The following is a 23,272-nucleotide window of genomic DNA, read 5'->3' as shown; positions in this document are numbered from 1 at the left end:
TTCCTAGCGGGCTGACGCTTCCCGCGCTCCATGCGGATGCGGGGTCAGCCCCATGAGTGAAACAAGCTCGTCCGCCGCCCGGCGAACGTCGTCATTGATGACGGTATGGTCGAACTCCGGTTCAGCAGCAAGTTCCAGTTTAGCGGTTTCCAGCCGTCGCTGCTGTTCGTCGGGGGTTTCTGTGCCGCGGCCCACCAGGCGCCGGACCATTTCGTCCCAACTCGGCGGCGCCAGGAAGACGAACTGTGCGTCCGGAACGGCAGCCTTGACCTGGCGGGCACCCTGCAGGTCGATCTCCAGCAGCACGGACCGTCCTTCGGCGATGGCCTGGTTCACCGTGCTCTTGAGGGTCCCGTACGTGTTCTGGCCATGGACTACGGCCCACTCCAAGAGCTCACCGTCTGCAACCAGACGCTCGAACTCCTCCTTGGACTTGAAGAAGTAGTGCACGCCGTCGATTTCGCCCGGCCGGGGTGCGCGGGTTGTGGCTGAAACGGACAGCCATACCTCCGGATAATTGTCCCGGATGTAGGTGGACACGGTGCCTTTGCCAACAGCCGTCGGACCTGCGAGGACTGTCAGTCCAGGTTTTTTGCTCACGTATTCCTTTATGCCGGAGTTGGGGAAGGCGGCCGGGGGCCGGCCCTAGTTCTCGTCTATAAAATCTACCAGCGCCCGGCGCTGGTGGACGCCGAGCCCGCGGAGCCTGCGGGAAGCCGCAATGCCGAGCTGCTTCATGATGGCCGCAGCGCGCACCTTGCCAATGCCAGGCAAAGCCTCCAACAGCTCGGACACTTTCATCCGTGCCATCGCTTCGTCCTCGAGAGCCGAGTTGACGATGTCGGCTGCGGACCTCTCGCGGTTTTTCAGGCTTTCCTTGGCCGCGGCCCGGGTTGCCCTGGCCGCCGCCGCCTTGTTCAGGGCATCTGTCCGTTCGGACGCGGATAAGGGTCGCAGCACCATGGTTGACACCCCCGGGTCTGGGCGAATCAGTCCAGGGCGGCCGCCCTCGGACTTGTCCTGAAACTACCCTTTGATCCTGTCCGAATCAATGCATCCGCCCGAATCGGCAGCTATTCTCCGCGCAAACCGTCGAGGGTCCGCTGTGCGGCGTCCCGCAGTCCCCCTGGCCGGGGGCCTGCCGCGAGGATATCCCGGCTGGACGTTCCGAGAACCTGCGGGTAGGCGCCGCCGAAGGTGGCCCGCAGATGGTCCGGTGTGGCCCCCTGGGCCCCCAGTCCCGGTGCCAGGATGGGTCCCCGCATGGCCGCAAGGTCGACGTCGAGGTCCGCCAGGGCAGAGCCCACCGTGGCGCCGACCACAAGGCCCACGGAACCCAGGTCCCCCGGGTAGCGCCGGTTTTCCCCGCCGGCAGCCAGGGCGATCCGGCGCGCCACGGAGTCCGCTCCCCCGACGTGTTGGACCGAGGGCCCTTCGGGGTTGGACGTCAGGGCGAGGACAAAAACCCCGCGCCCGGCTTCGGCCGCAAGGTCCAGGGCCGGACGCAGTGATTCGAAGCCCAGGTAGGGGCTCAGGGTCACCGAGTCGGCGGCCAGCGGCGAACCGTCCCGAAGCCAGGCGTCGGCGTAGGCAGCCATGGTGGATCCGATGTCCCCCCGCTTGGCGTCAGCGATGGTGAGGATGTTCTCATCCCGGGCAGTCGCCAGCACTTCCTCCAGGACAGCCATTCCAGCCGAGCCGTGGCGCTCATACAGCGCCACCTGCGGCTTGACCGCGGCAGCGAGGGAGCCTACCGCGTCAAGGACCGTCAGGGAAAACGCACGCAGGCCGTCGACGTCGTCCTTCAGGCCCCAGCCGGCCAGCAGCGAAGGGTGCGGGTCAATGCCAACGCACAGCGGGCCGCGGGCAGCCATGGCCGCGCCGAGCCGGGAGCCGAAGGACTCCCGGCCGGCGCTGGAAACCTGCTCAGGCATGCTGCAGGGCCACCTTTTGGGACTCCGCCAGGGCTGCGGCGTGCTCCTGCAGGCTGGTGACCGACCATTCGTAGGTGCGCATGGCCTCGATGGCCTGGACTGCCGCGTTGAACTCGGCCACCGTGGTGATGCAGGGGATGCCGATGGACGTGGCGGCGGCACGCAGTTCGTAGCCGTCGCTGCGGGCCTCGCCGCCGGAAGGGGTGTTGAAGACCATGTCGATCTCGCCTGCGATGACCAGGTCCGCGATGGTCCCTTCGCCCTCGGCGCTGCTGCCCTCAGCCACCTTGCGGACGGGGGTGGCCTGGATGCCGTTGCGGCGCAGGACGTCGGCCGTGCCGCCCGTGGAGACGATCTCGAAACCGAGGTCCGAGAGCCGCTTGACGCCCATGATCACAGAACGCTTGTCGCGGTTGGCCACCGAGACGAAGATCTTGCCTTCGGTGGGCAGCGCGTTGTTGGCTGCGGCCTGGCTCTTGGCGAAGGCGGTGTCGAAGTGCTTGTCGATGCCCATGACCTCGCCGGTGGAGCGCATTTCCGGTCCGAGCAGGGAATCGACCACCTTGCCCTCAAGGGTGCGGAACCGGCTGAAGGGCAGGACTGCCTCCTTGACGGAGACGGGGGCGTCCAGGGGCAGCGTGGAGCCGTCGCCCACTTCCGGCAGCATCTTGTAGGCGCTGCGGAGCTGATTGATGGTCACGCCGGTGCCGATCAGGGCCGCGGCCTTGGCCATCTGTACGCCGGTGGCCTTGGAGACGAACGGCACGGTGCGGGATGCGCGGGGATTGGCTTCGAGGACGTAGAGCACGTCTGAGGCCAGGGCGAACTGGATGTTGATCAGTCCGCGAACCCCGACGCCTTCGGCGATGGCACGGGTTGCGGTGCGGACCCGCTCAAGGACGTTGGTACCCAGGGTGATAGGCGGCAGGACGCAGGCGGAGTCGCCGGAGTGGATGCCGGCTTCCTCGATGTGCTCCATGATGCCGCCCAGGTACATGTCCGTGCCGTCGAAGAGCGCGTCGACGTCGATTTCGACGGCGTCCTCCAGGAAGCGGTCGATCAGCACCGGGTGGTCCGGGGTGATTTCCGTGGCGTTGGCAATGTAGCGGGACAGGTTGGGCTCGTCGTAGACGATCTCCATGCCGCGTCCGCCGAGCACGTAGGACGGCCGGACCAGGACGGGGTAGCCGATCTCGTCGGCGATCTTCTTGGCGTCCTCGAAGGAGACGGCGGTGCCGTTCTTCGGGGAAATCAGCCCGGCCTTGTCCAGGACCCGGGAGAATGCGCCGCGGTGCTCTGCGAGGTCGATGGCTTCCGGCGAGGTGCCCAGGATGGGAACCCCGGCATCCGCGAGCTGCTGCGCGAGCTTAAGCGGGGTCTGGCCGCCCAGCTGGACGAAGACGCCCATGACGCCGCCGGTGCGTTCCTCGGCCGCGATGACCTCCAGCACGTCCTCAAGCGTCAGCGGCTCGAAGTACAGGCGGGTGGAAATGTCGTAATCCGTAGAGACGGTTTCCGGGTTGCAGTTGACCATCACCGTCTCGTAGCCGGCCTTGCGCAGGGCCATCGAGGCGTGGACGCAGGAGTAGTCGAACTCGATGCCCTGGCCAATGCGGTTGGGCCCTGAACCCAGGATCAGGATGGACGGCTTGGAGTGCAGCGCAACCTCGTCCTCCTCGTCGTAGGCCGAGTAGTGGTACGGGGTGTACGCGGCGAATTCCGCGGCGCAGGTGTCCACGGTCTTGTAGACGGGGCGGATGCCGAGCGCCTGGCGGACACCGCGCACCACGGCCTCGGAATTGTGCGTCAGGGCACCGATCTGCTCGTCGGAGAAGCCGTGGCGCTTGGCGCGCTGGAGCATGTCAGCGGTCAGGGCGCCGGCCTGGCGGATTTCGCGGGAGATCTCGTTGAGCAGTTCCAGCTGGTCCAGGAACCAGGGGTCGATCTTAGTGGCTTCGAAGAGCTGCTCCACGGTGGCTCCGCCCAGGAGGGCGCGCTGGACCTGGTGCAGGCGTTCGGTGGTGGGCCGCTTGGCCTTTTCGATGAGCTCGGCGACTTCCCACTCCGGGACGGAGCTGAAGTCCAGCTGCGAACCCTTCTGCTCCAGCGACCGCAGCGCCTTCTGCAGGGCTTCGGTGAAGTTGCGGCCCATGGCCATGGCCTCGCCCACGGACTTCATGGTGGTGGTGAGGGTGTTGTCCGCTGCGGGGAACTTCTCGAACGCGAAACGGGGAACCTTGACCACCACGTAGTCGAGGGTGGGTTCGAAGGACGCGGGAGTCTTTTGGGTGATGTCGTTGGGGATCTCGTCCAGGGTGTAGCCCAGGGAGAGCTTGGTGGCGATCTTGGCAATCGCAAAGCCCGTGGCCTTGGACGCCAGCGCCGAGGAACGGGATACGCGGGGGTTCATTTCGATGACCACCACGCGGCCGGTGGCGGGATCGATGGCGAACTGGATGTTGCAGCCGCCGGTGTCCACGCCCACTTCGCGGATCACGGCGATGGAGATGTCGCGCAGCCGCTGGTATTCACGGTCGGTGAGGGTGAGCGCGGGGGCCACGGTGATGGAGTCGCCGGTATGCACGCCCACCGGATCGAAGTTCTCGATGGAGCAGACCACCACGACGTTGTCGTTTTTGTCCCGCATCATCTCGAGCTCGTATTCCTTCCAGCCGAGGATGCTCTCTTCGAGCAGCACCTCGGACGTGGGGCTGTACTGCAGGCCCTGGCCCACGATGCGGCGGAGATCGTCCTCGTTGTAGGCAAGGCCGGAACCCAGGCCGCCCATGGTGAAGGAGGGGCGGACCACCATGGGGTAGCCGAGGTCATCGGCGGCCTTCAAGGCTTCGTCCATGCTGTGGATGATGTGGCTGCGGGCGGATTCGGCGCCGCAGCGCTCCACCACGCCCTTGAACTTTTCGCGGTCCTCGCCGAGTTCGATGGCGGCGATGTTGGCGCCGATGAGCTCCACGTTGTACTTCTCGAGCACACCGTTCTTGTCCAGCGCGATGGCCGTGTTCAGGGCCGTCTGGCCGCCCAAGGTGGGCAGCACGGCGTCCGGGCGTTCCTTCGCGATGATCTTCTCCACCACCTCCGGGGTGATGGGCTCGATGTAGGTGGCGTCAGCGAACTCGGGGTCCGTCATGATGGTGGCCGGGTTGGAGTTGACGAGGATGACCCGCAGGCCTTCCTCCTTGAGGACGCGCAGCGCCTGCGTGCCGGAGTAGTCGAATTCGGCGGCCTGGCCGATGACAATCGGGCCGGAACCAATGACGAGGACGCTCTTGAGATCTGTACGTTTCGGCATTACTTCTTGTCCTCAGTCTTGTTGTCGTTTTGGTGTTCAGCGCCAGCTGAATGTGCAGAGTCCACCGGGTCCTTGGACAGGTTGGCGGTCCTGCCGTCCCGGGTGCCCTCCATCAGGTCGATGAAGCGGTCGAACAGGTAGGCGGCGTCGTGCGGTCCGGCCGCTGCCTCGGGGTGGTACTGCACGGAGAAGGCGGGGATGTCCAGGCAGGCGAGGCCTTCCACGACGTCGTCATTCAGGCTGACGTGGCTGACCTCGACGCGCCCGTAGCGTGCCTCGGGAGCCTGGGTGGCGCCGTCGAGCGGTGCATCCACGGCGAAGCCGTGGTTCTGGGAGGTGATTTCCACCTTGCCGGTCCGGCGGTCCATGACCGGCTGGTTGATGCCGCGGTGGCCGTAGCGGAGCTTGTAGGTACCGAAGCCGAGGGCACGGCCCAGGATCTGGTTGCCGAAGCAGATGCCGAAGTACGGCAGCTTCTCGTCCAGGACGGAACGGAGGAGCTTGACCTGGGCGTCGGCCGTGGCGGGGTCGCCGGGGCCGTTGGACATAAAGAAACCGTCCGGGTTGACGGCCTTGACGTCTTCGAGGGTGGCGGTGGCGGGGAGCACGTGGACGCGCACGCCGCGCTCGGCGAACCGGACGGGCGTCATGGCCTTGATCCCGAGGTCGACGGCGGCAATGCTGAAGCGCGGTTCGGCGTCCCAGCCGTGGTCCTTCGGTTCCACCACGTACGCTTCGTCGACGCTGACTTCCTCGGCCAGGCGGGCGCCCTCCATGGGGGCACTGGCCAGCACGGCATCGACGAGTTCCTTGTCGGTGGCCTGCGCGGCGTCGCCGGAGAAGATGCCGGCGCGCATGGTCTTGTGCTCGCGCAGGTGCCGGGTTATGGCGCGCGTGTCCACGCCCTGGATGCCGACGATGCCCTGCGCCTCGAGTTCTTCGTCCAGGGAACGCTCGGAGCGCCAGTTGGACGGGCGGCGGGCGGCGTCACGGACGATGTAGCCGGCCACCCAGATCCGGCGGGACTCGGCGTCGTCATTGTTCACGCCGGTGTTGCCGATGTGCGGTGCGGTCTGCACCACCAGCTGCCGGGCGTAGGAGGGGTCCGTGATGGTCTCCTGGTAGCCGGTCATGCCGGTGGCAAAGACTGCCTCGCCCAGGGCGGTTCCTGTGGCGCCGTAGCTGGAGCCGCGGAAGATGCGGCCGTCTTCGAGCACCAGCGCAGCGGGAGCTGAGACAGGAGCGGAAACTGGGGCGGTTACTGCGGTGTTAGTTGTCACTGTGCTTACTTTCCACTATTGGCATCAGCCGCGGGGGCCGAAGAAATCAATTCCTGAAGTGCTGCGTGGAGCACGTCCCTGTCCTCTGCCCGGCGGGTCCGGAAGCCGGTGTCCAGCTCGTGGCTGCCGTGCATCCACGCCAGGACCAGGAGGCCGTCCATTTCCACGAACTTGCCGGCCATGCCGCTGTCCAGCCGCACGCCGGTGAGGGACGCCGCCGGGATGTACAGCGCGGGGGCCCCTGCCCGGTCAAAGAGGACTCCGTGCGGGTAGACCTCGAGCGTGGCGTTGGTGCGGATACCCAGCCCGTGCACGGCGATCCGGTCCAGCCAGTCCCCGGCGGTGGTGGACGCGACGTACTGCCCCTCGGCGCGGATGAGCGGCTCCCCCGGCGCCTCGGGCACCAAAGGCAACTGTTCGACGTCGGCCTGCCGCCGAAGGCGGTTCCGCCAGCCCAGGCCGATCAGGGCAAAGGCTATGGCGATGAGTGCCAGCGTGATAACCAGCGAGAGCAGCTGGGTGTCCATCAGGCGGCGCCCACGGAAGCGGCGTGCGGGTACGGGGTGTTGAGCCCGCCGTCCAGCACGGTGGGGTGGCCCTTGAAGAACGTGGCCACCACCTTGCCGGGCAGTTCCATGCCCTTGAACGGCGAGTTCCGCCCCATGGTGGCCATCGTCGCCGGCTCAACTGTCCAGCGCGCAGCGGGGTCCACCAGGATGACGTTGCCGGGCTCCCCTGCTTCCAGCGGCCGCCCCTGGTCTTCGAGACGGCCGATCCTGGCGGCGGCGGCCGAGGTGACCCGGGCGAAATCCGCCCAGGTGATCAGGCCGGTCTCGATCATCGTGTGCTGCACCACGGACAGCGCTGTTTCCAGCCCGGTCATGCCCATGGCGGCCTGCGCCCACTCGCATTCCTTGTGCTCGCTGGGGTGCGGTGCGTGGTCGGTGCCGACAACGTCGATGGTCCCGTCTGCGAGCCCGGCGCGCAGGGCCTGGACATCGGCGTCGGTGCGCAGCGGCGGGTTCACCTTGTACACGGGGTCGTAGCTGCGGACCAGGTCGTCGGTCAGCAGCAGGTGGTGCGGTGTGACCTCCGCCGTGACGTTGATGCCGCGCTCTTTGGCCCAGCGGATGATTTCCACTGATCCCGCCGTGGAGACGTGGCAGACGTGGAGCCGGGAGCCGACGTGCTGGGCGAGCAGCACGTCGCGGGCGATGATGCTTTCCTCGGCCACTGCCGGCCAGCCGGTGAGTCCCAGGACAGCGGAGACTTCGCCTTCGTTCATTTGGGCACCGGCAGTCAGGCGCGGTTCCTGGGCGTGCTGGGCCACCACGCCGTCGAACGCCTTGACGTATTCCAGCGCACGGCGCATGAGGACGGGATCGTGCACGCAGATGCCGTCGTCGGAGAACATCCGGACCCGGGCACGGGAATCGGCCATGGCGCCGAGTTCGGCGAGCTGCTCGCCGGCCAGGCCCACGGTGACGGCGCCCACCGGGCGCACGTCCACCCAGCCTGCCGCCTGCCCGAGGCTGTAGACCTGCTCCACCACGCCCGCGGTGTCCGCCACCGGAGTGCTGTTGGCCATGGCGTGGACGGCAGTGTACCCCCCGAGGGCGGCGGCGCGGGTACCGGTCTCCACCGTTTCCGCGTCCTCGCGGCCGGGCTCGCGGAGGTGTGTGTGGACGTCCACCATGCCGGGCAGCGCCACCAGGCCGGCGGCGTCGATAACGGTGGCACCGTCAGCAGACAGCCCTTTTCCGGTTTCGGCGATAACGCCGTCGCGGATCAGCAGGTCCGCCGGCTCGCCGCCAAGGATTGAAGCGCCGCGGATCAGGTAGGTTCCGGTGTTGCCAGCCATCAGTTGCTCTCCTTGGTGGAATGGGTGCCGGCATACGCCAGGGCGGGGGCGGCTGGTTCGCGGGTGTCCCCGGAGAGCAGCAGGTAAAGTGCGGCCATCCGCACGGACACACCGTTGCGGACCTGGGCCAGGACGGTGGAGCGGGGGGAATCGGCGGCGGCGGCGGAGATTTCCAGGCCGCGGTTCATGGGCCCGGGGTGCATGATGATGGTGTCCTTCATGCCCAGGGAGTCCAGCGCGCGCAGCCGGTTGTCGTCAAAGCCCCAGCGGCGCGAGTATTCCCGGGTGCTGGGGAAGAAGGATGCGTTCATGCGTTCGCCCTGCACGCGGAGCATCATCACGGCGTCGACGCCCTGCTCAAGGGTCTCATCCATGTTGTAGCTGACGTTGCAGGGCCACTTTTCGACGCCGATGGGCAGCAGGGTGGGCGGCGCCACCAGCGTGACCTCGGCGCCGAGGGTGCGCAGGAGCCAGACGTTGGAGCGCGCCACGCGCGAGTGCAGGACGTCGCCGGCGATGGCCACCCGCATTCCCTTGAGGTCTGCACCTTCGGACCCGGTGCCGGCCAGGCGGGCCCAGTGGCGTCGCATGGTGAAAGCATCAAGCAGCGCCTGGGTGGGGTGTTCGTGCGTGCCGTCGCCGGCGTTGATGACGGCGGCATCGATCCAGTCGGTCGCGGCCAGCCGGTGCGGTGCCCCTGAGGCCCAGTGCCGGATGACGACGGCGTCCGCGCCCATCGCCGAGAGCGTCTGGGCGGTGTCCTTGAGTGACTCCCCCTTGGAGACGGAGGAGCCCTTCGCGGCGAAGTTGATCACGTCTGCCGACAGGCGCTTGGCGGCAGCTTCAAACGAGATGCGGGTGCGGGTGGAGTCCTCGAAGAAGAGGTTCACCACGGTGCGGCCGCGCAGTGCAGGCAGCTTCTTGACCTCGCGCTCCCCTACGGCCGCCATTTCTTCGGCGGTGTCGAGGATGCGGATGGCGTTGGCGAGGCTGAGGTCTTCGGTGGAGAGGAGGTGTTTCATGAGCGGCCCTCGATAACTACCTCGTTGACGGGGGTACCGCCGGGAGCGGTGTCCGTTTCCTCGAGCCGGACGCGCACTTTCTCGGCTGAGGACGTGGGCAGGTTCTTGCCCACGTGGTCTGCCCTGATGGGAAGCTCGCGGTGGCCGCGGTCAATCAGCACAGCGAGCCGGACGATGCGGGGCCGGCCCAGGTCCACCAGGGCGTCAAGGGCGGCGCGGATGGTGCGGCCCGAGTACAGGACGTCGTCGATGAGGACCACAACTTTGTTGTCGATTCCCGTGCGGGGCAGCTTGGTGGGGTACGGCGGCCGCGTGCCCTGGTGCGAGAGGTCATCGCGGAACATGGTGACGTCAAGCTGTCCGACGATTGCTGCCGCGTCCACGGTGGGATCGGTTGCGGCAATTTTTTCGGCAAGCCGGGCAGCCAGAGGATAACCGCGGCGGGGAATACCGAGCAGGACAAGGTCCTGGGAACCCTTATTGGCCTCGAGGATCTCATGGGCGATACGAGTGAGGGCGCGGTCGATGTCAGCCTGGCTAAGGACTACCCTGGCTGGAACCGGTGCGCTGGTGACAGAAGTCAACGCTCGTCTCCCCTTTCCCCGCCTCACAGGACGGAATTAAAAAAGGATCATGTGCGTTTCAAAATTACCACACGGGCATGGCCGGGCCCGTTCCGGAAGGACGCGGTGATGGTCACACTTCTTACTGCCCCGGAGAGGGTCCTTGGACGTGTGGCGGCGGCCACCTAGGCTTGCGGATATGTCGATGCATCCCCGCTTTCCTGCGTCCGGACCACCGGAAGATCCTTTCCGCGGCGGCACACCGCTCCCCCGTGAAGCCAACCCGACCTGGATGGGCCAGGTGCAGCCTGGAAACTACCGTTCGGCCCCCGGGCATCAGGGACCCGTTGACGCCATTATGCCGCCCGGGGTCCAAGGGACCGTAGTTAAGGCCGGCCGGGCCAGGAGCGGGAGCCTGGTTGCGCTGACCATCGGCGGCAGCACCCTGGCCTTCCTCAGCCTCTTCCTGGTGGTGCCGTTCCTGTTCTCGAACACGGGGGTGGCAGGGTTCCTGATCGGTTTCCTGGCCTCGCTGATTCCCCTGTCAGTGGTTCTCCTGGCGGTTTACATCATCGACAAATGGGAGCCCGAGCCCAAGCGGCTCCTGTACTTCGCCTTTACGTGGGGTGCGGCCGTTTCCATCGCCGTCACCCTGCTGATCCAGCCCTTTTTTGTCCTGGGGTTCCAGTTTTCCGATGAAGCGGACCTGCAGACCTTCATGGCCACCGTCCAGGCGCCCATCGTGGAAGAGTTCGCCAAGTCCCTGGGGCTGCTGCTCCTGCTGTTGCTGGCTAGGAGGCATTTTGACGGCCCGGTGGACGGGGTGGTTTTCGCCTTTACCATCGCCGGCGGCTTCGCTTTCACCGAGAACATCCTGTATTTCGGCCGGGCCATCGCGGAATCGGCGAACCCGGCCAGCGATTTTGCCCAGGTGTTTTTCCTCCGCGGCGTGATGTCCCCCTTCGCCCATGCAATCTTCACCGGGACCACGGGGCTGATCATCGGGTTCGCCGCCCGGCGGGGAGGGACGGGCGCCGCCGTGGGCGCCTTTGTCCTTGGGCTCCTGCCGGCCATGTTCCTGCACAACCGGTGGAACAGTATGGGGCAGGGCTTCCTGGTGGATTACATCCTGGTCCAGGTGCCCCTCTTCTTCCTCGCCATGGGCGGCATCATCCTCCTGCGGGTGGCGGAGAAACGGCTGACCCGCCAGCGCCTGCTGGAATACTCCGCCGCCGGCTGGTTTACCCCTGCCGAAGTGGAGCTCCTCGCAACCTTCGGCGGCCGGCGCACGGCACTGAACTGGGCCGGGAGCTACGGCAGGAAGCGGCAGATGAAGGAGTTCATGAAAGCCGCCACCCAGCTGGCCAACACCCGGCAACGGATTCTCAGCGGGCGCGATGTGCAGCTGCACCAGGCAGAGGAGCGGCAGCAGCTGCAGCGCATCCTGTCCCTGCGCGCCGCCGTCGCGCATTAAACTCCCGGTCCGGCCTCCGGTCTAGCCGCGGCCGCCACCTGTGCTGTCAGCGACAGTGCCTCATCCAGGACCTTTCCGAAATTAGCGGCATCGTGGGCAAACCTGCCAAGGAAAAGCCCAGAGGCGCCGTTCAGTTCCGGGAGGAGTCCCGGCTTGGCCGAGCCACCATAGATGACGGGCAGGCTGCCCAATGCTGCCCCGGCTTCATGGGCGCCCAGAAGGGCGCGCAGCGAACGGACCACCGCCGATACGTAGCTCGGGCCGGCGGGTTCTGCTGCCCCAATGGCCCAGACGGGCTCGTAGGCGATGACAAGCCGGGATGCCAGTGCCCAGTCGCCGGCTACGGCGTGGTTGATCTGCTGGTGGACGAACGCGGCCGCGGCTTCCGCACTTCCTTCGGTTCCCTCGCCGCGGGTTTCCTCGCCGACGCACAGCAGGGGCGTGATCCCCGCGGCGTCAGCGGCCCTGACCTTGCGGTTGATCATGCTGCTGTTTTCGCCGAAATGCCGGCGACGTTCAGCGTGCCCGATCTCCACGAGGCCAACTCCCAGCTCCGCGAGGAGGGAAGGCGACACTTCCCCGGTCCATGGACCGTCAGCCCAGCCGCAATTTTGGGCGCCCAGGCGCACCGGGGATCCCGCCAGAACTGCGCTGGCGGAGGAAAGCATTGGGAAAGAGGGGATCACAAACGGGACCACCCGCCCGGCCGCGAGGGCCGGACGGGTGTCCACTTCGTGCCGGATCCGCGTGAGCCAGTCCATGCACTCCCGGAACCCCAGATACATCTTGGTGCTTACCCCGATATATAGGGGGCCCGTGATCCCTGCTTGGTTTTCGGCGATGATGTCAGGCACGCTCACCGGTCTCGAGCAGGTCATCTGCCTTGTTGCGGAACCGCTTGGTGGCGTACATCATGACGGCGGCCGCGAACGGGAGCACGCCCAGGGCAAAGACCCCCGCGGAGCCAGTGGAGTCGGCCGCGATCCCGTTGACGCTGGTCCGCAGGATCGGCGCAACGAAGCCGCCGAGGTTTCCGAGGGAGTTGATCAGGCCGATGCCCGCGGCAGCCGCTGTCCCCGTCAGGAACGCCGTGGGGTAGGACCATGCGATGGGGCCGATGGAGAGGAAGCTGCAAACGGCCAAGGTAATGAAGATGATGCCCACAGCCGGGAGGTGGTTTGTGCCTGCCCAGGCGGAACCGAAGATGCACAGCCCGGTGGAGATAAACAGCCCGGTGCCCCAGACCCGGCGGCGGACCAGGGTGTTCGCGGCCTTGCCGATGAGGTAGCAGGCGAAGATGCCGAAGAACCACGGGATCGCTGCCATCAGGCCGACGGCGAGGCCCACCTTTTGGCCGGTCAGCTGGGATACCTGCTGCGGCAGGTAGAAGGTGACACCGTAAACGGCAATCTGCAGGCAGAAGTAGATGACAGTGAAGTACCAGACCTTGCCGTTCTTCATGGCCGCCAGTACGCCCCGCGGGCCGGTTTCTTCCTTGACGTTGTCCTCGAGGGCCATGACGTCCAGCAGCGCCTTCTTTTCGCCGGTGTCCAGGAACTTGGCATCCTGGGGGCTGTTGATCAGGAAGAAGTATGCGGCGATGCCTGCCAGGACCGCGAGCATGCCCTCGACGAAGAACATGACCTGCCAGCCCTGGACCCCGGGCACCTGGTCACCGATGTTGATCAGCCAGCCGGAAAGCGGCGCGCCCATCATCTGCGAGAACGGCTGTGCCAGGTAGAAGATGGCGAACATTTTCACCCGCACCTTGTTCGGGAACCAGGCAGCCAGGAACATGATGACGCCCGGGAACAGGCCGGCTTCGGTCACACCGAGGAGGAAGCGCAGGATGATGAAGGAGGCCTCGCCCTGCACGAATGCGAAGCACGCGGACACGATGCCCCAGGTGATGGTGATCCGCGCGAGCCATACTTTCGCCCCGAACCTGGTCAGGAGCAGGTTGCTGGGAATTTCGAACAGGGCGTAGCCGATGAAGAAGATCCCGGCCCCGAGGGCGAATGCTCCGGCGCTGATGCCCTTGTCCACGCCGAGCGCCGCTTCGGAAAAGCCCACGTTGGTGCGGTCAAGGAACGCCACGATATACAGGATGACCAGCATCGGCATGAGCCGGCGGGAGGCCTTGGAAATCGCCGACTTCAGGACTGGTGATTCCAGGAGCTCCCTGGTTGATGTTGCTGCTACGGACATCAAAACTCCTCTTTGAGTAAATGCGGGGGTGCTGGGGGTCCTAGCGGGAGACTGCAATCATCACGGCCCCTGCGATGCAGGCGAGAATGCCCACGGCAAGGTAGATGGTGCGCGCCCGGGTCCAGGCGCCAAGCCCGGTGGTTCGAACCGTTGATGTTGATGAAGGCCGTGCCGCGGCCTTGCCCTTCTGTGCCATTGCCGGCCTTCCTAGTGCATGTAGAGGCCGCCATCCACATTCAACGTCTGGCCGGAGATGTATCCGGCGTCTTCGCTGATGAGGAAGGCGATGGCTGCGGCGATGTCCCGCGTGGACCCGACGCGGTTGACCACCAGGTCCTTCGTCAGTTCGTCCTTTCGTTCCTGGCTGAGGGTGCCGCCCATGATGTCCGTGTCTATGGGGCCCGGGGAAATGGCGTTGACGGTGATGTCGTACTCCCCCAGTTCCCGGGCTGTCGAGCGGGTCAGTCCGATCACGCCGGCCTTTGCCACGGAGTAGGGCGTCTTGGAGTACGTTCCGCCGCCACGCTGGGCGGAAACGGAGGAGATGTTGACGATCCGGCCGATCCGGTTCTTCACCATCGATTCGGCCACGCGGCGGGTGGCGTAGTGGACACCGTTGAGGTTGATGTTCAGCACGCGGTCCCACTCAGCCGCGTCCAGGTCCAGATAGGGAACGGGGGAACTGACACCTGCAACGTTTGCCAGGGCCACGATCTGGGGCAGTTCCACCTCGATGGAGTCAATGGCGGAGCGGACGGATGCTTCGTCCGCCACGTTGGCGCCCACCCCATGGGCGCGGATGCCGTACTGGGAGGACAGTTCCTTGGCGGCCGCCTGGCACAGGGCGTCATCGAGGTCGATGACGCCGATGTTCCAGCCTTGGGCGGCGAGGTAATTGGCGGTTGCCCGGCCGATGCCACGCTCGGAGACCGCTCCGGTGATGACCACTGTTCGTTGTTCGGGAAAGCTGCTCATGGGTGCTCCTGGGAAAGACGGATGGGGTTAGCTGATGGGTGCGGGGCCGAGCTCATCGAGCAGCTTCTGCATCGCGACGTAGGCCTTGTTGCGGTAGGCGATCAGTTCGGGTGTGCGCTCAGCCGGGACATTGAGGAACCCGGCGCCGGTCTTGGTCCCGAGCTTCCCGGCCTCCACCAGGTCGCTGAGGATCTTGGGGGTGGCGAACCGCTCCGGGAAGTCGGTCTGCAAGGACTTGTAGCAGAAGTTGTATACGTCCAGCCCGGCCATGTCGGCGATCGCGAACGGTCCGAAGAACGGCAGCCGGAAGCCGAAGGTGGTCCGGACCAGGGTGTCAACGTCGTCCGCCGTCGCGATGCCCTGCTCCACCAGTTGGGCGGCTTCGTGGAACAGGGCGTACTGCAGCCGGTTGAGCACAAATCCGGTGACGTCCTTGACCACGGCGGTCTGCTTGCCGGCGGCGTGGACGAGTTCCCGGACAGCGCCCACGGTGCCGGCAGATGTACCGGCGTGGGGGATGATTTCGACGCCGGGGATGAAGGGGGACGGGTTGGAGAAGTGCACGCCCAGGAACCGCTCCGGGTTTGCCACCGGCCCGGACAGTTCGGCAATGGAGATGGTGGAGGTGTTGGAGCCGATGATGGCCTCCGGCCGGGCTGCGGTGCTGATCCGGGCCAGGGTCTGGTGCTTGATGGCGATGACTTCCGGGACGGCCTCCTCGATGAAGTCCGCGTCCGCCACGGCTTCCTCGATGTCCTTGGCGGCCCAGAGGTTCTGCTTAAGGATTTCGGTGGAACCTTCGGGGAACAGGCCGTCGGCCACGAACTGGTCCGATTCGGCCAGGAGGCGTTCGTAGTTGTTCTCCGCCACCTCGGCGGAGACGTCCGCGAGTGCAACACGTGCCCCGCCAAGGGCCAGGACCTGCGCGATTCCGCCGCCCATGTAGCCGGAGCCGACGACGGCGATCTTCCGGGTGCCGTCCGCAGGCGCCGTGTTGTCCGCGTTCGATGTGGTGCTTGCTTTTTCGGTCATGATCAGACTGCCTTTGTGTAATCGGGTTCGTAGGAGCAGATGGCATCCACCTTGGCGGCGGAGGCTGAGGACTCGTCGAAGCGGTAGTCGAGCCATTCGCCCACCAGCTTCTTGGCCAGTTCGAGGCCGATGACGCGCTGGCCCAGGGTGAGGACCTGGGCGTTGTTGCTGAGGACGGACCGCTCCACCGAATAGCCGTCATGTGCCGTTACCGCCCTGATACCGGGCACCTTGTTGGCTGCGATCGCAACGCCCAGGCCGGTGCCGCAGATCAGCAGGGCACGGTCCGCGCCGCCGTCGGCCACTTTGCGGGCGGCGTCCACAGCAACATGCGGGTACGCCGTGGTGTCGTTGGCAGCGACGCCCACGTCCACCACGGAAGCGACACGGGGGTCTGCCTCCAGCTGCGCCTTCAGCGCCTCCTTGTATTCGACGCCGGCTTCATCGTTTCCGATGACGATCCGCCATCCCGGTGATGCGCCTTGATGTGCGCTCATGCTTCTGCTCCGTTCCGGGCCGCCGAAGCGGCCAGCAGTGAATCGTCAGTCAGTTCGGAAGAGAAGTAATCGGAGATGCGGGCGGCAATCAGCCCGAAGGAAACCGCACCGGGGTCCGGATGGCCCAGGCTCTTTTCGGCCAGGGGCCGCGCCCTCCCCTTCAGCGGCCGCAGGCTTGCCGTGCGGGCGGCTGCCTCCTGCGCGGAAGCGGCCCCGACGGCCAGCGCGGCGGCGGCCGCGGCGCCATCAGCGGACGCGGCCAGGAATGCATCCCGGAAGGGAAGCAGGGCATCCACCATGGTCTTATCACCCGGTTCGGCCTTCCCAAGGCTGGTAACGGCGTCGGCGAAGGCTTTGACGGCGTCGGCTGCATCGTCATTGCCATAGGTTTCGTTGTTGCCGAGGGCGAGTCCGGCGGCGAGCACCGCTGATCCCCAGAGGGCTCCGGATGTTCCGCCGGCGCGTTCGCTCCACGCCTCGCCTGCCGCCATCAGCACGCGCTGCACGGATGCTCCCGCGGCCGCGGCTTCCCGGCCTGCTGACGCTGCCGCCTCCACACCGCGGCGCATGCCGATGCCGTGGTCGCCGTCGCCCGCGATCGCGTCCAGCCTGCCCAGCTCCTTCTCGTGTTCGACGACGGCGTCCCGGACCTCGGCGAGCACGTCGGCTGCCAGCCGGCCCAGGGCCGCTGCTGCCGCCGTCGTCTGTTCCCCGTCGCCGCCCGCGGCCTCTTCCTGTATGGCCAGCTCGCGCGGTGCCCGGGGAACCACGTTTCCCTTGCGGAAGGCGGGGGTGTCGGCGGGGGCTGCCCAGTAGCGCTCGAGTTCATCGTCCAGCCACAGCAGGGTCAGGGAGAGACCGGACATGTCGAGGCTGGTGACGAGCTCGCCGCATTCAGGTTCCACGACCGTCAGTCCGGCGTTGGCAAGCAGCTTTTCGATCTTTCCGAAGAGCAGGAACAGTTCGTCGTATTTGACTGTCCCCAGACCGTTGACGATTGCCACCACACGGTCCGCGGCGTCTTCGGGCTTGTCCTCGAGGAGCCTGGAGACCAGGAGTTGGGCAAGCTCGGAGGCCGTCGGCATGGGGTGTTCGGAGATGCCCGGTTCGCCGTGGATGCCCAATCCCAACGACATCTGGCCGGAAGGGACGTGGAACAGCGGTTCGCCGGCTCCCGGCAGCGTGCATCCGTCAAACGCCACGCCCAGGGAGCGGGTGCGGTGGTTCGTCCGGCGGGCGAGCTGCTCCACGGCGTCGAGATCCAGTCCCGCCTCGGCAGCGGCACCGGCAATTTTGAAGACCGTTAGGTCACCGGCAATGCCGCGGCGCTTTTCCAGCTGGTCCAGGGGCGCACTGGCGATGTCGTCCGTGACCAGGACGGTCCGTGTCTCGATGCCTTCAGCGTTGAGGCGGAGCTGCGCCTGGCCGAAGTGGAGTACGTCTCCGGCGTAGTTGCCGTAACTCAGCAGCACGCCGCCGCCCGCGTGCGCTGCCTTGGCCACCCGGTAGACCTGGCCCGCAGCCGGGGAGGCGAACATGTTGCCGCAGGCCGCTCCTGTGGCAAGACCGGGGCCCACCAGGCCGGCGAAGGCGGGGTAATGGCCGGACCCGCCACCCACCACCAGGGCCACCTGCCCCTTGGGCACTTCGGTGGAGCGGACAACGCCGCCGGCCACCCTGGCTACGTATCCGCGGTTCGCTGCTGCAAACCCGTCCAATGCCTCGTCGGCAAAGTCAGCGGGGTTGTCAAAAATTTGGGTCATGGTTTCCTCATTGAATCCTTGGTGTTTTCGCCGTGAGCAGGCCGTGGCGCCCGGCGGCTTAGGGTCGGACGCCGGCTAGTTCAGTGGCAGACGGCTGCTGCCGCCCCTGGGCCACCTGGCTCCTGCCGAGTGCGTATCCGCCTGTCTTGGGAAGAACGTGCCGCCGCAGGTATTCCTGGTTGCTGGCCGTCACACTGAGGCCGTCTCCGCCGTAGTGTTCCGTGCACAGGATGCCTTGGAAGCCGGCGGACAGGGCCAGTTTGAAGGCCTCGCGGTAGTTGATCAGGCCGCTTTCCATCGGAGCGGGCATGGTGACGTACATGTCCCGGGCCACGTCCTCGTCGCGGATGTAGTTCTTCATGTGCCAGTAGTTGGCGTAGGGCAGCGTCTTGGCCACCATCTCCCGCCAGTCCTCGATGGGCCGGTGGAGCCGGATCAGGTTGCCAAGATCGGGGTTTAGTCCAACGTTTGCCAGCCCGATGTCCTGCACCAGCCGCACTGAGGAATCCGCGGTGCCAAGGTACGTGTCCTCGTACATCTCCAGCGAGAGCAGGACGCCCGCTTCCGCCGCATGCCGGCCAAGCTCGCGAAGGCGGGAAACGGCGTTGTTCCATGCTTCCTTGTCCCCCGCGGGATCCTTGTGGCCTTCGACCGTCCAGAACCACAGCTGCTTCTGCTGCTCCGGCGTAATGGCTTGGTGCAACCCGAAGGACACAACCTCACAGCCCAGTTCCGCAGCGGCGTCGATGGTGCGGTGGCTGTACGCGAGATTGGCTTCCCAGTTGCCTTCCTCGATGATGCTGCGGCGGATTGCGGAGATCACGGGGATGCCGATTCCCACCTCTTCGGCGGCCTGCTTGAACTCGGCCAGCCGGTCCGTGGGCAAGTCGCCGGGACGTACCCAGCTGTCGGTGAGATCCGCGTTCGCAAAGCCCGCGTCCTTCACCTCAGCGAAGACGTCAGCCCAAACGGAGGGGTCCGCATCGTTGACGTGGGTTCCGGTGGCGTCGACTGACGGGAATTGCAGCAAGGCTGCGGTGATGGGCCAGGTATCTGCTGTGTAAGCCAAGAAAGGTGCTCATTTCCTAGATCGTCTTTCCTATAGGATTTACTATCGTGGAAATGTTGTCAAGATCACGCTTTCAAGCCTGAGAGGAACGGCGTGTGCGCGTCGGAACCCGGTCAGGAGTTCAGCCGGAGTTTGAGCTAACTCTCGGGAGCGGCGGCAATCGCCCTCGACCGGACCTGCTGGATATGCGCGGCCATGGCGGCCTCCGCTTTCCCGGGGTCCCCCGCGGAAACCGCGTCCAGGACAGCCTGGTGCTCGGCGATGGCGCAGTCTGCGTCGGTGATGCCCACTCCCCCGAACAGGCGGAACCGCTGGATCTGTCCCCCCAGGGCAGAGTAGGCGGCCTCCATGAACTGGTTTCCGGTCTGGCGCGCGATCAGCTGATGAAACCGTTCGTCGGCCTCAAGATAGTCCTTGAACTGCGCAAACGCCGGTCCCCGGGGAGCGGCTTTCAGGTCCTCGACGGCCTGTTTCAACTCCGCGAGGCCCTTCTGGTCCATGCGTTCACAGGCAAGCCGGGCATTGACGGGCTCGATGGCCAGGCGCGCTTCCATCAGCTCGGCAAAGTCCTCACGGGTGAAGACCGGGGCCACGCGGTACCCCTTCAGCGCTACCCTGCGGACCATTCCGGTGTGCTCCAGCCGTGCAAGCGCTTCGCGGACAGGCGTGGGGGAAACGTCAAGGTCCCGGGCAGTTCCATCGATGCTCACCACGGAACCGGGTGCCAGCCGGCCGTCCATGAGGGACGCCAGGAGTTCGGTGTAGACGTGGTCCGCAAGGACCTGGCGGTTGATTGCCCGGCCGGAGCGGCGGGCACCGGCCTGGTCCACCGAAATGGCGGCGATGGCGTCGGTGCTGTCGGAGGCGTTCTGCATCCTTAAATCCTATAGGGTTGCCGCCTGTCCGTACCCGCAAAAGAGCCCCGGCCAGGCGGACCTGGTCGGGGCTCTAAGAGTGCGGCATCCTTGCGGTTATGCCAGCAGCGAAGGCTTGAGCTGCTGCAGGCGGCCGAGGAGGCCGTTGATGAACTGCGGGGATTCGTCGGTGGAGAGCGTCTTGGCCAGCGCCACCGCTTCGCTTACCGCCACGCCGTCCGGGACGTCGTCGTTGTAGAGGAGTTCCCAGGTGCCGATACGGAGAATGATGCGGTCAACCGAGGGCATGCGTTCAAGGCTCCAGCCCTGCGAGTACGTTTCGAGGAATTCGTCGATGGCAACCTGTTGGGACAGGACACCTTCAACGATTTCCAGGGTGTACGGGTTGATGATCTGGTCGGTCTTCTCCCGGCGTGCCCGGAGAACGTCGAAGGCCGAAACGGAGCGCTGCTCGGCTTCGAAAAGAACATCCAGGGCCCTGTTACGGGCTTTACCGCGGGCGCTCACTACTCAGTGACCCGGCCGAGGTAGCTGCCGTCGCGGGTGTCGACCTTGACCTTGGTGTTGTTCTCGATGAACAGCGGGACCTGGATCTCGTAGCCGGTTTCCAGGGTTGCGGGCTTGGTGCCGGCGGACGAGCGGTCGCCCTGCAGGCCCGGCTCGGTGTAGGTGATTTCCAGGACGACGCTCGGCGGCAGTTCGATGTAGAGCGGGGTGCCCTCGTGGATGGCGATGTTGACCATCTGGTTCTCGAGCATGAAGTTGGTGGCGTCGCCGACGGTGGCACCGGACACGGTGATCTGGTCGTAGTCCGAAGTATCCATGAATACGAAATCCGCACCGTCCTGGTACAGGTACTGGTAGTCGCGGCGGTCCACGGTGGCGGTTTCGATCTTGAGCCCGGCGTTGAACGTCTTGTCCACGACCTTGCCGGACATCACATTGCGCATCTTGGTACGCACAAAGGCGCCGCCCTTGCCCGGCTTGACGTGCTGGAATTCGATGATGTTCCAGAGCTGGCCCTCAAGCTTCAGGACCGTTCCGTTCTTGATGTCATTAGTGGTTGCCACTGGTAATCCTCTGGTTTCTCTGTCTGGTCGCGTTCATGGACGCCGTATGCCGGGCAGGCAGGCCCGGAGGCGTGCCAGCGCGTATTTGTCAAAAATCGGGGTTCGAAAAAATCCAAATACCATTCTACCGGTAAATCGGGGGTACCCCTGTTTGGGCTCCTGTGTGCCGTCAGCAGGCGAGGTCCAGCACATCCCGGGCGCGCTGCAGCGCCACGGTGGAGGAGTAGATCAAGGCGGCGTCGGCAGAGTCGGCAACGCGCAGGTCCAGGGCGCGGGCGAAGGATTCAACAGCTGCCGACGTCTGGCCGGCGGTGTATTGGGTTTTGCCCAGGAACTGCAGGACCAGGGCCTCGCGGGGCGTTCCCTGGACTTCGGCGAGCAGTTGGCGGAACAGCTCCACGGCCCGGTCCAGCCGGTTGGTCACCCGGAGCACTTCGGCTTCGAAGGCCCGCAGCCTGAAGGATTCGGGGTCCTTGAACCGGGCCTCGGCCAGGAGTTCCGCGGCTTCGGCGGCATGCCCTTCCACCAGCAGGACAAAGATTTGGTCCGCCGGATCGGTGGAGACCGCCAGGGATTCCCGGACGGTGTCTTCGTTCACTATTTGCGGCAGCAGGGATTCGGGGTTGATGCGGATGCCCGGGAACCCGGCTTCCGGCCAGTCTGTGGTGCCTTCCATGTCGCCCTGCATCAGGAAGCAATTTCCTGGTAGGCGGCAAACAGCAGCGACGTGTCCGGGACGTCGAGGATCCCCGGCTTGGCCACGCCGTCGAGGACCACAAAGCGCAACAGGTCGCCGCGGGACTTCTTGTCCCGCCGCATGCCATCCAGCAGGCCCTGCCAGCGGTCCTTCCGGTAGGTGACCGGGAGCCCCAGTCCGTCCAGGATGCTGCGGTGCCGGTCGGCGTCGGTATCGCTGAGCCTCCCCACGCTCCGGGCGAGCTCGGCGGCGAACATCATGCCCACGGAGACGGCGGCCCCGTGGCGCCAGGAATAGCGCTCCACCAGTTCGATGGCGTGGCCCAGCGTGTGGCCGTAGTTCAGGATCTCGCGCAGGCCGGACTCCTTGAGGTCCTCGGAGACGACCTTGGCCTTCACGGCGATGGCACGTTCGATGAGCTCCCGGAGGGCGTCGGACTGCGGGTCCACTACAGCTTCCGGGTCCTTCTCGACAAGGTCGAGGATGGCGGGGTCGGCGATGAACCCGCACTTGATGACTTCCGCCATTCCGGAGATGATCTCGTTGCGGGGCAGGGTATTCAGCGTGTCCAGGTCCGCCAGGACGGCGGCCGGCGGGTGGAAGGCCCCCACGAGGTTTTTGCCTTCGGCGGTGTTGATGCCGGTCTTTCCGCCCACGGAGGCGTCCACCATGCCGAGCAGGCTGGTGGGCATGTGGATGACCTTGACCCCGCGGAGCCACGTCGCGGCCACGAACCCTGCGAGGTCTGTGACGGCCCCTCCCCCGACGGCCACAATCGCATCCGACCGCGTGAAGTCGTTCTGCCCCAGGACCTGCCAGCAGAAGGCGGCCACCTGGATGTGCTTGCCTTCTTCGGCGTCGGGAATCTCCGCCGTCAGCGAGGTGAAACCGGCCGCCGCAAGCTCGTCCCTGACGGTGTCACCCGTGAGGCGGAGGGCGCGGGGGTGGATGACCAGGACCCGGCGGACCCGCTCACCGAGCAGGCCGGGAAGGTCTCCGAGCAGTCCCCGGCCCACCACCACGTCGTAGTTGTTGCCGGCGGACTCGCCGGTGACTTTGATGACTGTTGATTCGGCGCTCACTTTTCAACTTCCTGTTTGGCAGCTGCGTAGTCGCGCAGTGCTGCTTCCAGCCGGCGCCCCAGCTCGGAAACCGAGCCGTGGCGCACGTCCAGGGTGATATCTGCCAGCCGCTCGTAAACCGGCTTGCGGGTGGCGAACATGGCCGTCCAGCGGCCCATCGCGTCCCCGGCGAGCAGGGGCCGCCCTGAGTTCCGGGCGATGCGGCCGGCAACGGTATCCGCGTCGCACTCGAGGTACACCACGGTGCACTGGCCGATGAGTTGTTGTGTACCGGAGTCAAGCACCGCTCCGCCGCCCAGGGAGATGACAGTGGTGGTGCCCCGTGCCGCTTCGAGGACGTCGGCCACCGTCCGGGCCTCGATCTCGCGGAATGCGTGCTCACCCCGTCCGGCGAAGATGTCTGCGATGGATCCGTGGGCGGCCACGATGACGGCGTCGGTGTCCACGAACGGGGCATCCAGTTGCTGGGCCAACTGATGTCCGATGGCGGATTTGCCGACCGCCATGGGCCCGATGAGGACCACAGGGCGGCCCATGGACGCGGTTTTGTTGCGGTGGGGCAC

Annotated in this window: 24 protein-coding genes; 1 reads left to right on the top strand and 23 read right to left on the bottom strand. The window is 66.0% G+C overall.

The window, feature by feature from the left end; genetic code table 11:
• Positions 1-3: 3 nt before the first annotated feature.
• The 9 genes from gmk to pyrR form a co-directional block, all read right to left on the bottom strand.
• On the bottom strand, positions 4-600 hold the full coding sequence (gene gmk / locus AC5RVY_RS17705) for a guanylate kinase (protein WP_493956001.1): 597 nt from the start codon (positions 598-600) through the stop codon (positions 4-6).
• Between the two features lie 45 nt (positions 601-645).
• Positions 646-963: an integration host factor, actinobacterial type gene (gene mihF / locus AC5RVY_RS17700; protein ID WP_493956000.1), complete on the bottom strand. Its 318-nt coding sequence runs from the start codon at positions 961-963 to the stop codon at positions 646-648.
• Between the two features lie 110 nt (positions 964-1,073).
• Positions 1,074-1,934: an orotidine-5'-phosphate decarboxylase gene (gene pyrF / locus AC5RVY_RS17695; RefSeq protein ID WP_493955999.1), complete on the bottom strand. Its 861-nt coding sequence runs from the start codon at positions 1,932-1,934 to the stop codon at positions 1,074-1,076.
• Entirely contained in the window at positions 1,927-5,241 is a 3,315-nt protein-coding gene (carB, locus tag AC5RVY_RS17690; RefSeq protein WP_493955998.1) for a carbamoyl-phosphate synthase large subunit, read from the bottom strand. The genes pyrF and carB overlap by 8 nt, the downstream gene beginning before the upstream one ends.
• Positions 5,241-6,521: a glutamine-hydrolyzing carbamoyl-phosphate synthase small subunit gene (gene carA, locus AC5RVY_RS17685; RefSeq protein ID WP_493955997.1), complete on the bottom strand. Its 1,281-nt coding sequence runs from the start codon at positions 6,519-6,521 to the stop codon at positions 5,241-5,243. Before carA ends, carB begins: the two co-directional genes overlap by 1 nt.
• A 5-nt stretch (positions 6,522-6,526) precedes the next feature.
• On the bottom strand, positions 6,527-7,048 hold the full coding sequence (locus tag AC5RVY_RS17680; RefSeq protein WP_493955996.1) for a PH-like domain-containing protein: 522 nt from the start codon (positions 7,046-7,048) through the stop codon (positions 6,527-6,529).
• Positions 7,048-8,382 (bottom strand): dihydroorotase, encoded by a 1,335-nt coding sequence (locus tag AC5RVY_RS17675; RefSeq protein WP_493955995.1) that lies wholly within the window; start codon positions 8,380-8,382, stop codon positions 7,048-7,050. Before AC5RVY_RS17675 ends, AC5RVY_RS17680 begins: the two co-directional genes overlap by 1 nt.
• Positions 8,382-9,404 carry an aspartate carbamoyltransferase catalytic subunit gene (locus AC5RVY_RS17670; RefSeq protein ID WP_493955994.1) on the bottom strand — a complete coding sequence of 341 codons (1,023 nt, stop codon included), beginning with the start codon at positions 9,402-9,404 and terminating at the stop codon, positions 8,382-8,384. Before AC5RVY_RS17670 ends, AC5RVY_RS17675 begins: the two co-directional genes overlap by 1 nt.
• On the bottom strand, positions 9,401-9,988 hold the full coding sequence (pyrR, locus tag AC5RVY_RS17665) for a bifunctional pyr operon transcriptional regulator/uracil phosphoribosyltransferase PyrR (RefSeq protein ID WP_493955993.1): 588 nt from the start codon (positions 9,986-9,988) through the stop codon (positions 9,401-9,403). Before pyrR ends, AC5RVY_RS17670 begins: the two co-directional genes overlap by 4 nt.
• 178 nt (positions 9,989-10,166) lie before the next feature.
• Here pyrR and AC5RVY_RS17660 point away from each other — a divergent pair, with 178 nt between their 5' ends.
• A complete protein-coding gene (locus AC5RVY_RS17660) occupies positions 10,167-11,441 on the top strand; it encodes a PrsW family intramembrane metalloprotease (RefSeq protein WP_493955992.1) in 1,275 nt (424 codons plus the stop codon).
• On the opposite strand, the gene AC5RVY_RS17655 is transcribed toward AC5RVY_RS17660, so the two are convergent.
• The 14 genes from AC5RVY_RS17655 to AC5RVY_RS17590 form a co-directional block, all read right to left on the bottom strand.
• Positions 11,438-12,295, bottom strand: coding sequence for a triose-phosphate isomerase family protein (locus AC5RVY_RS17655; protein WP_493955991.1), 858 nt, complete (start codon positions 12,293-12,295; stop codon positions 11,438-11,440). The two genes, AC5RVY_RS17660 and AC5RVY_RS17655, sit on opposite strands and share 4 nt — an antisense overlap.
• Entirely contained in the window at positions 12,288-13,649 is a 1,362-nt protein-coding gene (locus tag AC5RVY_RS17650) for an MFS transporter (RefSeq protein WP_493955990.1), read from the bottom strand. The genes AC5RVY_RS17655 and AC5RVY_RS17650 overlap by 8 nt, the downstream gene beginning before the upstream one ends.
• A gap of 40 nt (positions 13,650-13,689) precedes the next feature.
• Positions 13,690-13,845: a hypothetical protein gene (locus AC5RVY_RS17645; RefSeq protein WP_493955989.1), complete on the bottom strand. Its 156-nt coding sequence runs from the start codon at positions 13,843-13,845 to the stop codon at positions 13,690-13,692.
• An 11-nt stretch (positions 13,846-13,856) separates the two neighbouring features.
• Complete coding sequence (locus AC5RVY_RS17640; RefSeq protein WP_493955988.1) at positions 13,857-14,624, bottom strand: SDR family NAD(P)-dependent oxidoreductase; 768 nt, start codon at positions 14,622-14,624, stop codon at positions 13,857-13,859.
• Between the two features lie 27 nt (positions 14,625-14,651).
• Positions 14,652-15,656 carry a 3-hydroxyacyl-CoA dehydrogenase family protein gene (locus AC5RVY_RS17635; protein WP_493955987.1) on the bottom strand — a complete coding sequence of 335 codons (1,005 nt, stop codon included), beginning with the start codon at positions 15,654-15,656 and terminating at the stop codon, positions 14,652-14,654.
• A 2-nt stretch (positions 15,657-15,658) separates the two neighbouring features.
• A complete protein-coding gene (locus AC5RVY_RS17630; RefSeq protein ID WP_493955986.1) occupies positions 15,659-16,153 on the bottom strand; it encodes a ribose-5-phosphate isomerase in 495 nt (164 codons plus the stop codon).
• The gene (locus AC5RVY_RS17625) at positions 16,150-17,916 is read right to left on the bottom strand and encodes a dihydroxyacetone kinase family protein (RefSeq protein WP_493955985.1); all 1,767 of its coding nucleotides are present in this window, start codon (positions 17,914-17,916) and stop codon (positions 16,150-16,152) included. Before AC5RVY_RS17625 ends, AC5RVY_RS17630 begins: the two co-directional genes overlap by 4 nt.
• Before the next feature lie 58 nt (positions 17,917-17,974).
• Positions 17,975-18,985 (bottom strand): sugar phosphate isomerase/epimerase family protein, encoded by a 1,011-nt coding sequence (locus tag AC5RVY_RS17620; protein WP_493955984.1) that lies wholly within the window; start codon positions 18,983-18,985, stop codon positions 17,975-17,977.
• Between the two features lie 137 nt (positions 18,986-19,122).
• Positions 19,123-19,860: a GntR family transcriptional regulator gene (locus AC5RVY_RS17615; RefSeq protein ID WP_493955983.1), complete on the bottom strand. Its 738-nt coding sequence runs from the start codon at positions 19,858-19,860 to the stop codon at positions 19,123-19,125.
• A gap of 96 nt (positions 19,861-19,956) precedes the next feature.
• The gene (nusB, locus tag AC5RVY_RS17610) at positions 19,957-20,367 is read right to left on the bottom strand and encodes a transcription antitermination factor NusB (RefSeq protein WP_142059321.1); all 411 of its coding nucleotides are present in this window, start codon (positions 20,365-20,367) and stop codon (positions 19,957-19,959) included.
• Positions 20,367-20,930: an elongation factor P gene (gene efp, locus AC5RVY_RS17605; protein ID WP_050054941.1), complete on the bottom strand. Its 564-nt coding sequence runs from the start codon at positions 20,928-20,930 to the stop codon at positions 20,367-20,369. Before efp ends, nusB begins: the two co-directional genes overlap by 1 nt.
• 169 nt (positions 20,931-21,099) lie before the next feature.
• The gene (locus AC5RVY_RS17600; RefSeq protein ID WP_493955982.1) at positions 21,100-21,618 is read right to left on the bottom strand and encodes a tetratricopeptide repeat protein; all 519 of its coding nucleotides are present in this window, start codon (positions 21,616-21,618) and stop codon (positions 21,100-21,102) included.
• Positions 21,618-22,709, bottom strand: a complete 1,092-nt coding sequence (aroB, locus tag AC5RVY_RS17595; RefSeq protein ID WP_493955981.1) for a 3-dehydroquinate synthase — start codon at positions 22,707-22,709, stop codon at positions 21,618-21,620. Before aroB ends, AC5RVY_RS17600 begins: the two co-directional genes overlap by 1 nt.
• Entirely contained in the window at positions 22,706-23,245 is a 540-nt protein-coding gene (locus AC5RVY_RS17590) for a shikimate kinase (RefSeq protein ID WP_493955980.1), read from the bottom strand. Before AC5RVY_RS17590 ends, aroB begins: the two co-directional genes overlap by 4 nt.
• Positions 23,246-23,272 lie beyond the last annotated feature (27 nt).

The sequence above is a fragment of the Arthrobacter sp. Ha26 genome, assembly GCF_059091705.1.
Note: the sequence above shows the minus strand (reverse complement) of the source record. Positions and strands in the feature narration are given on the sequence as shown.

Bases quoted from the DNA above. Each gene is read 5' to 3' on its own strand.
- mihF (WP_493956000.1), bottom strand. From the start codon at position 963: ATGGTGCTGCGACCCTTATCCGCGTCCGAACGGACAGATGCCCTGAAC.
- pyrF (WP_493955999.1), bottom strand. From the start codon at position 1,934: ATGCCTGAGCAGGTTTCCAGCGCCGGCCGGGAGTCCTTCGGCTCCCGG.
- carB (WP_493955998.1), bottom strand. From the start codon at position 5,241: ATGCCGAAACGTACAGATCTCAAGAGCGTCCTCGTCATTGGTTCCGGC.
- AC5RVY_RS17680 (WP_493955996.1), bottom strand. From the start codon at position 7,048: ATGGACACCCAGCTGCTCTCGCTGGTTATCACGCTGGCACTCATCGCC.
- AC5RVY_RS17675 (WP_493955995.1), bottom strand. From the start codon at position 8,382: ATGGCTGGCAACACCGGAACCTACCTGATCCGCGGCGCTTCAATCCTT.
- AC5RVY_RS17670 (WP_493955994.1), bottom strand. From the start codon at position 9,404: ATGAAACACCTCCTCTCCACCGAAGACCTCAGCCTCGCCAACGCCATC.
- AC5RVY_RS17660 (WP_493955992.1), top strand. From the start codon at position 10,167: ATGTCGATGCATCCCCGCTTTCCTGCGTCCGGACCACCGGAAGATCCT.
- AC5RVY_RS17650 (WP_493955990.1), bottom strand. From the start codon at position 13,649: ATGTCCGTAGCAGCAACATCAACCAGGGAGCTCCTGGAATCACCAGTC.
- AC5RVY_RS17645 (WP_493955989.1), bottom strand. From the start codon at position 13,845: ATGGCACAGAAGGGCAAGGCCGCGGCACGGCCTTCATCAACATCAACG.
- AC5RVY_RS17640 (WP_493955988.1), bottom strand. From the start codon at position 14,624: ATGAGCAGCTTTCCCGAACAACGAACAGTGGTCATCACCGGAGCGGTC.
- AC5RVY_RS17635 (WP_493955987.1), bottom strand. From the start codon at position 15,656: ATGACCGAAAAAGCAAGCACCACATCGAACGCGGACAACACGGCGCCT.
- AC5RVY_RS17630 (WP_493955986.1), bottom strand. From the start codon at position 16,153: ATGAGCGCACATCAAGGCGCATCACCGGGATGGCGGATCGTCATCGGA.
- AC5RVY_RS17625 (WP_493955985.1), bottom strand. From the start codon at position 17,916: ATGACCCAAATTTTTGACAACCCCGCTGACTTTGCCGACGAGGCATTG.
- AC5RVY_RS17615 (WP_493955983.1), bottom strand. From the start codon at position 19,860: ATGCAGAACGCCTCCGACAGCACCGACGCCATCGCCGCCATTTCGGTG.
- AC5RVY_RS17600 (WP_493955982.1), bottom strand. From the start codon at position 21,618: ATGCAGGGCGACATGGAAGGCACCACAGACTGGCCGGAAGCCGGGTTC.
- AC5RVY_RS17590 (WP_493955980.1), bottom strand. From the start codon at position 23,245: ATGGGCCGCCCTGTGGTCCTCATCGGGCCCATGGCGGTCGGCAAATCC.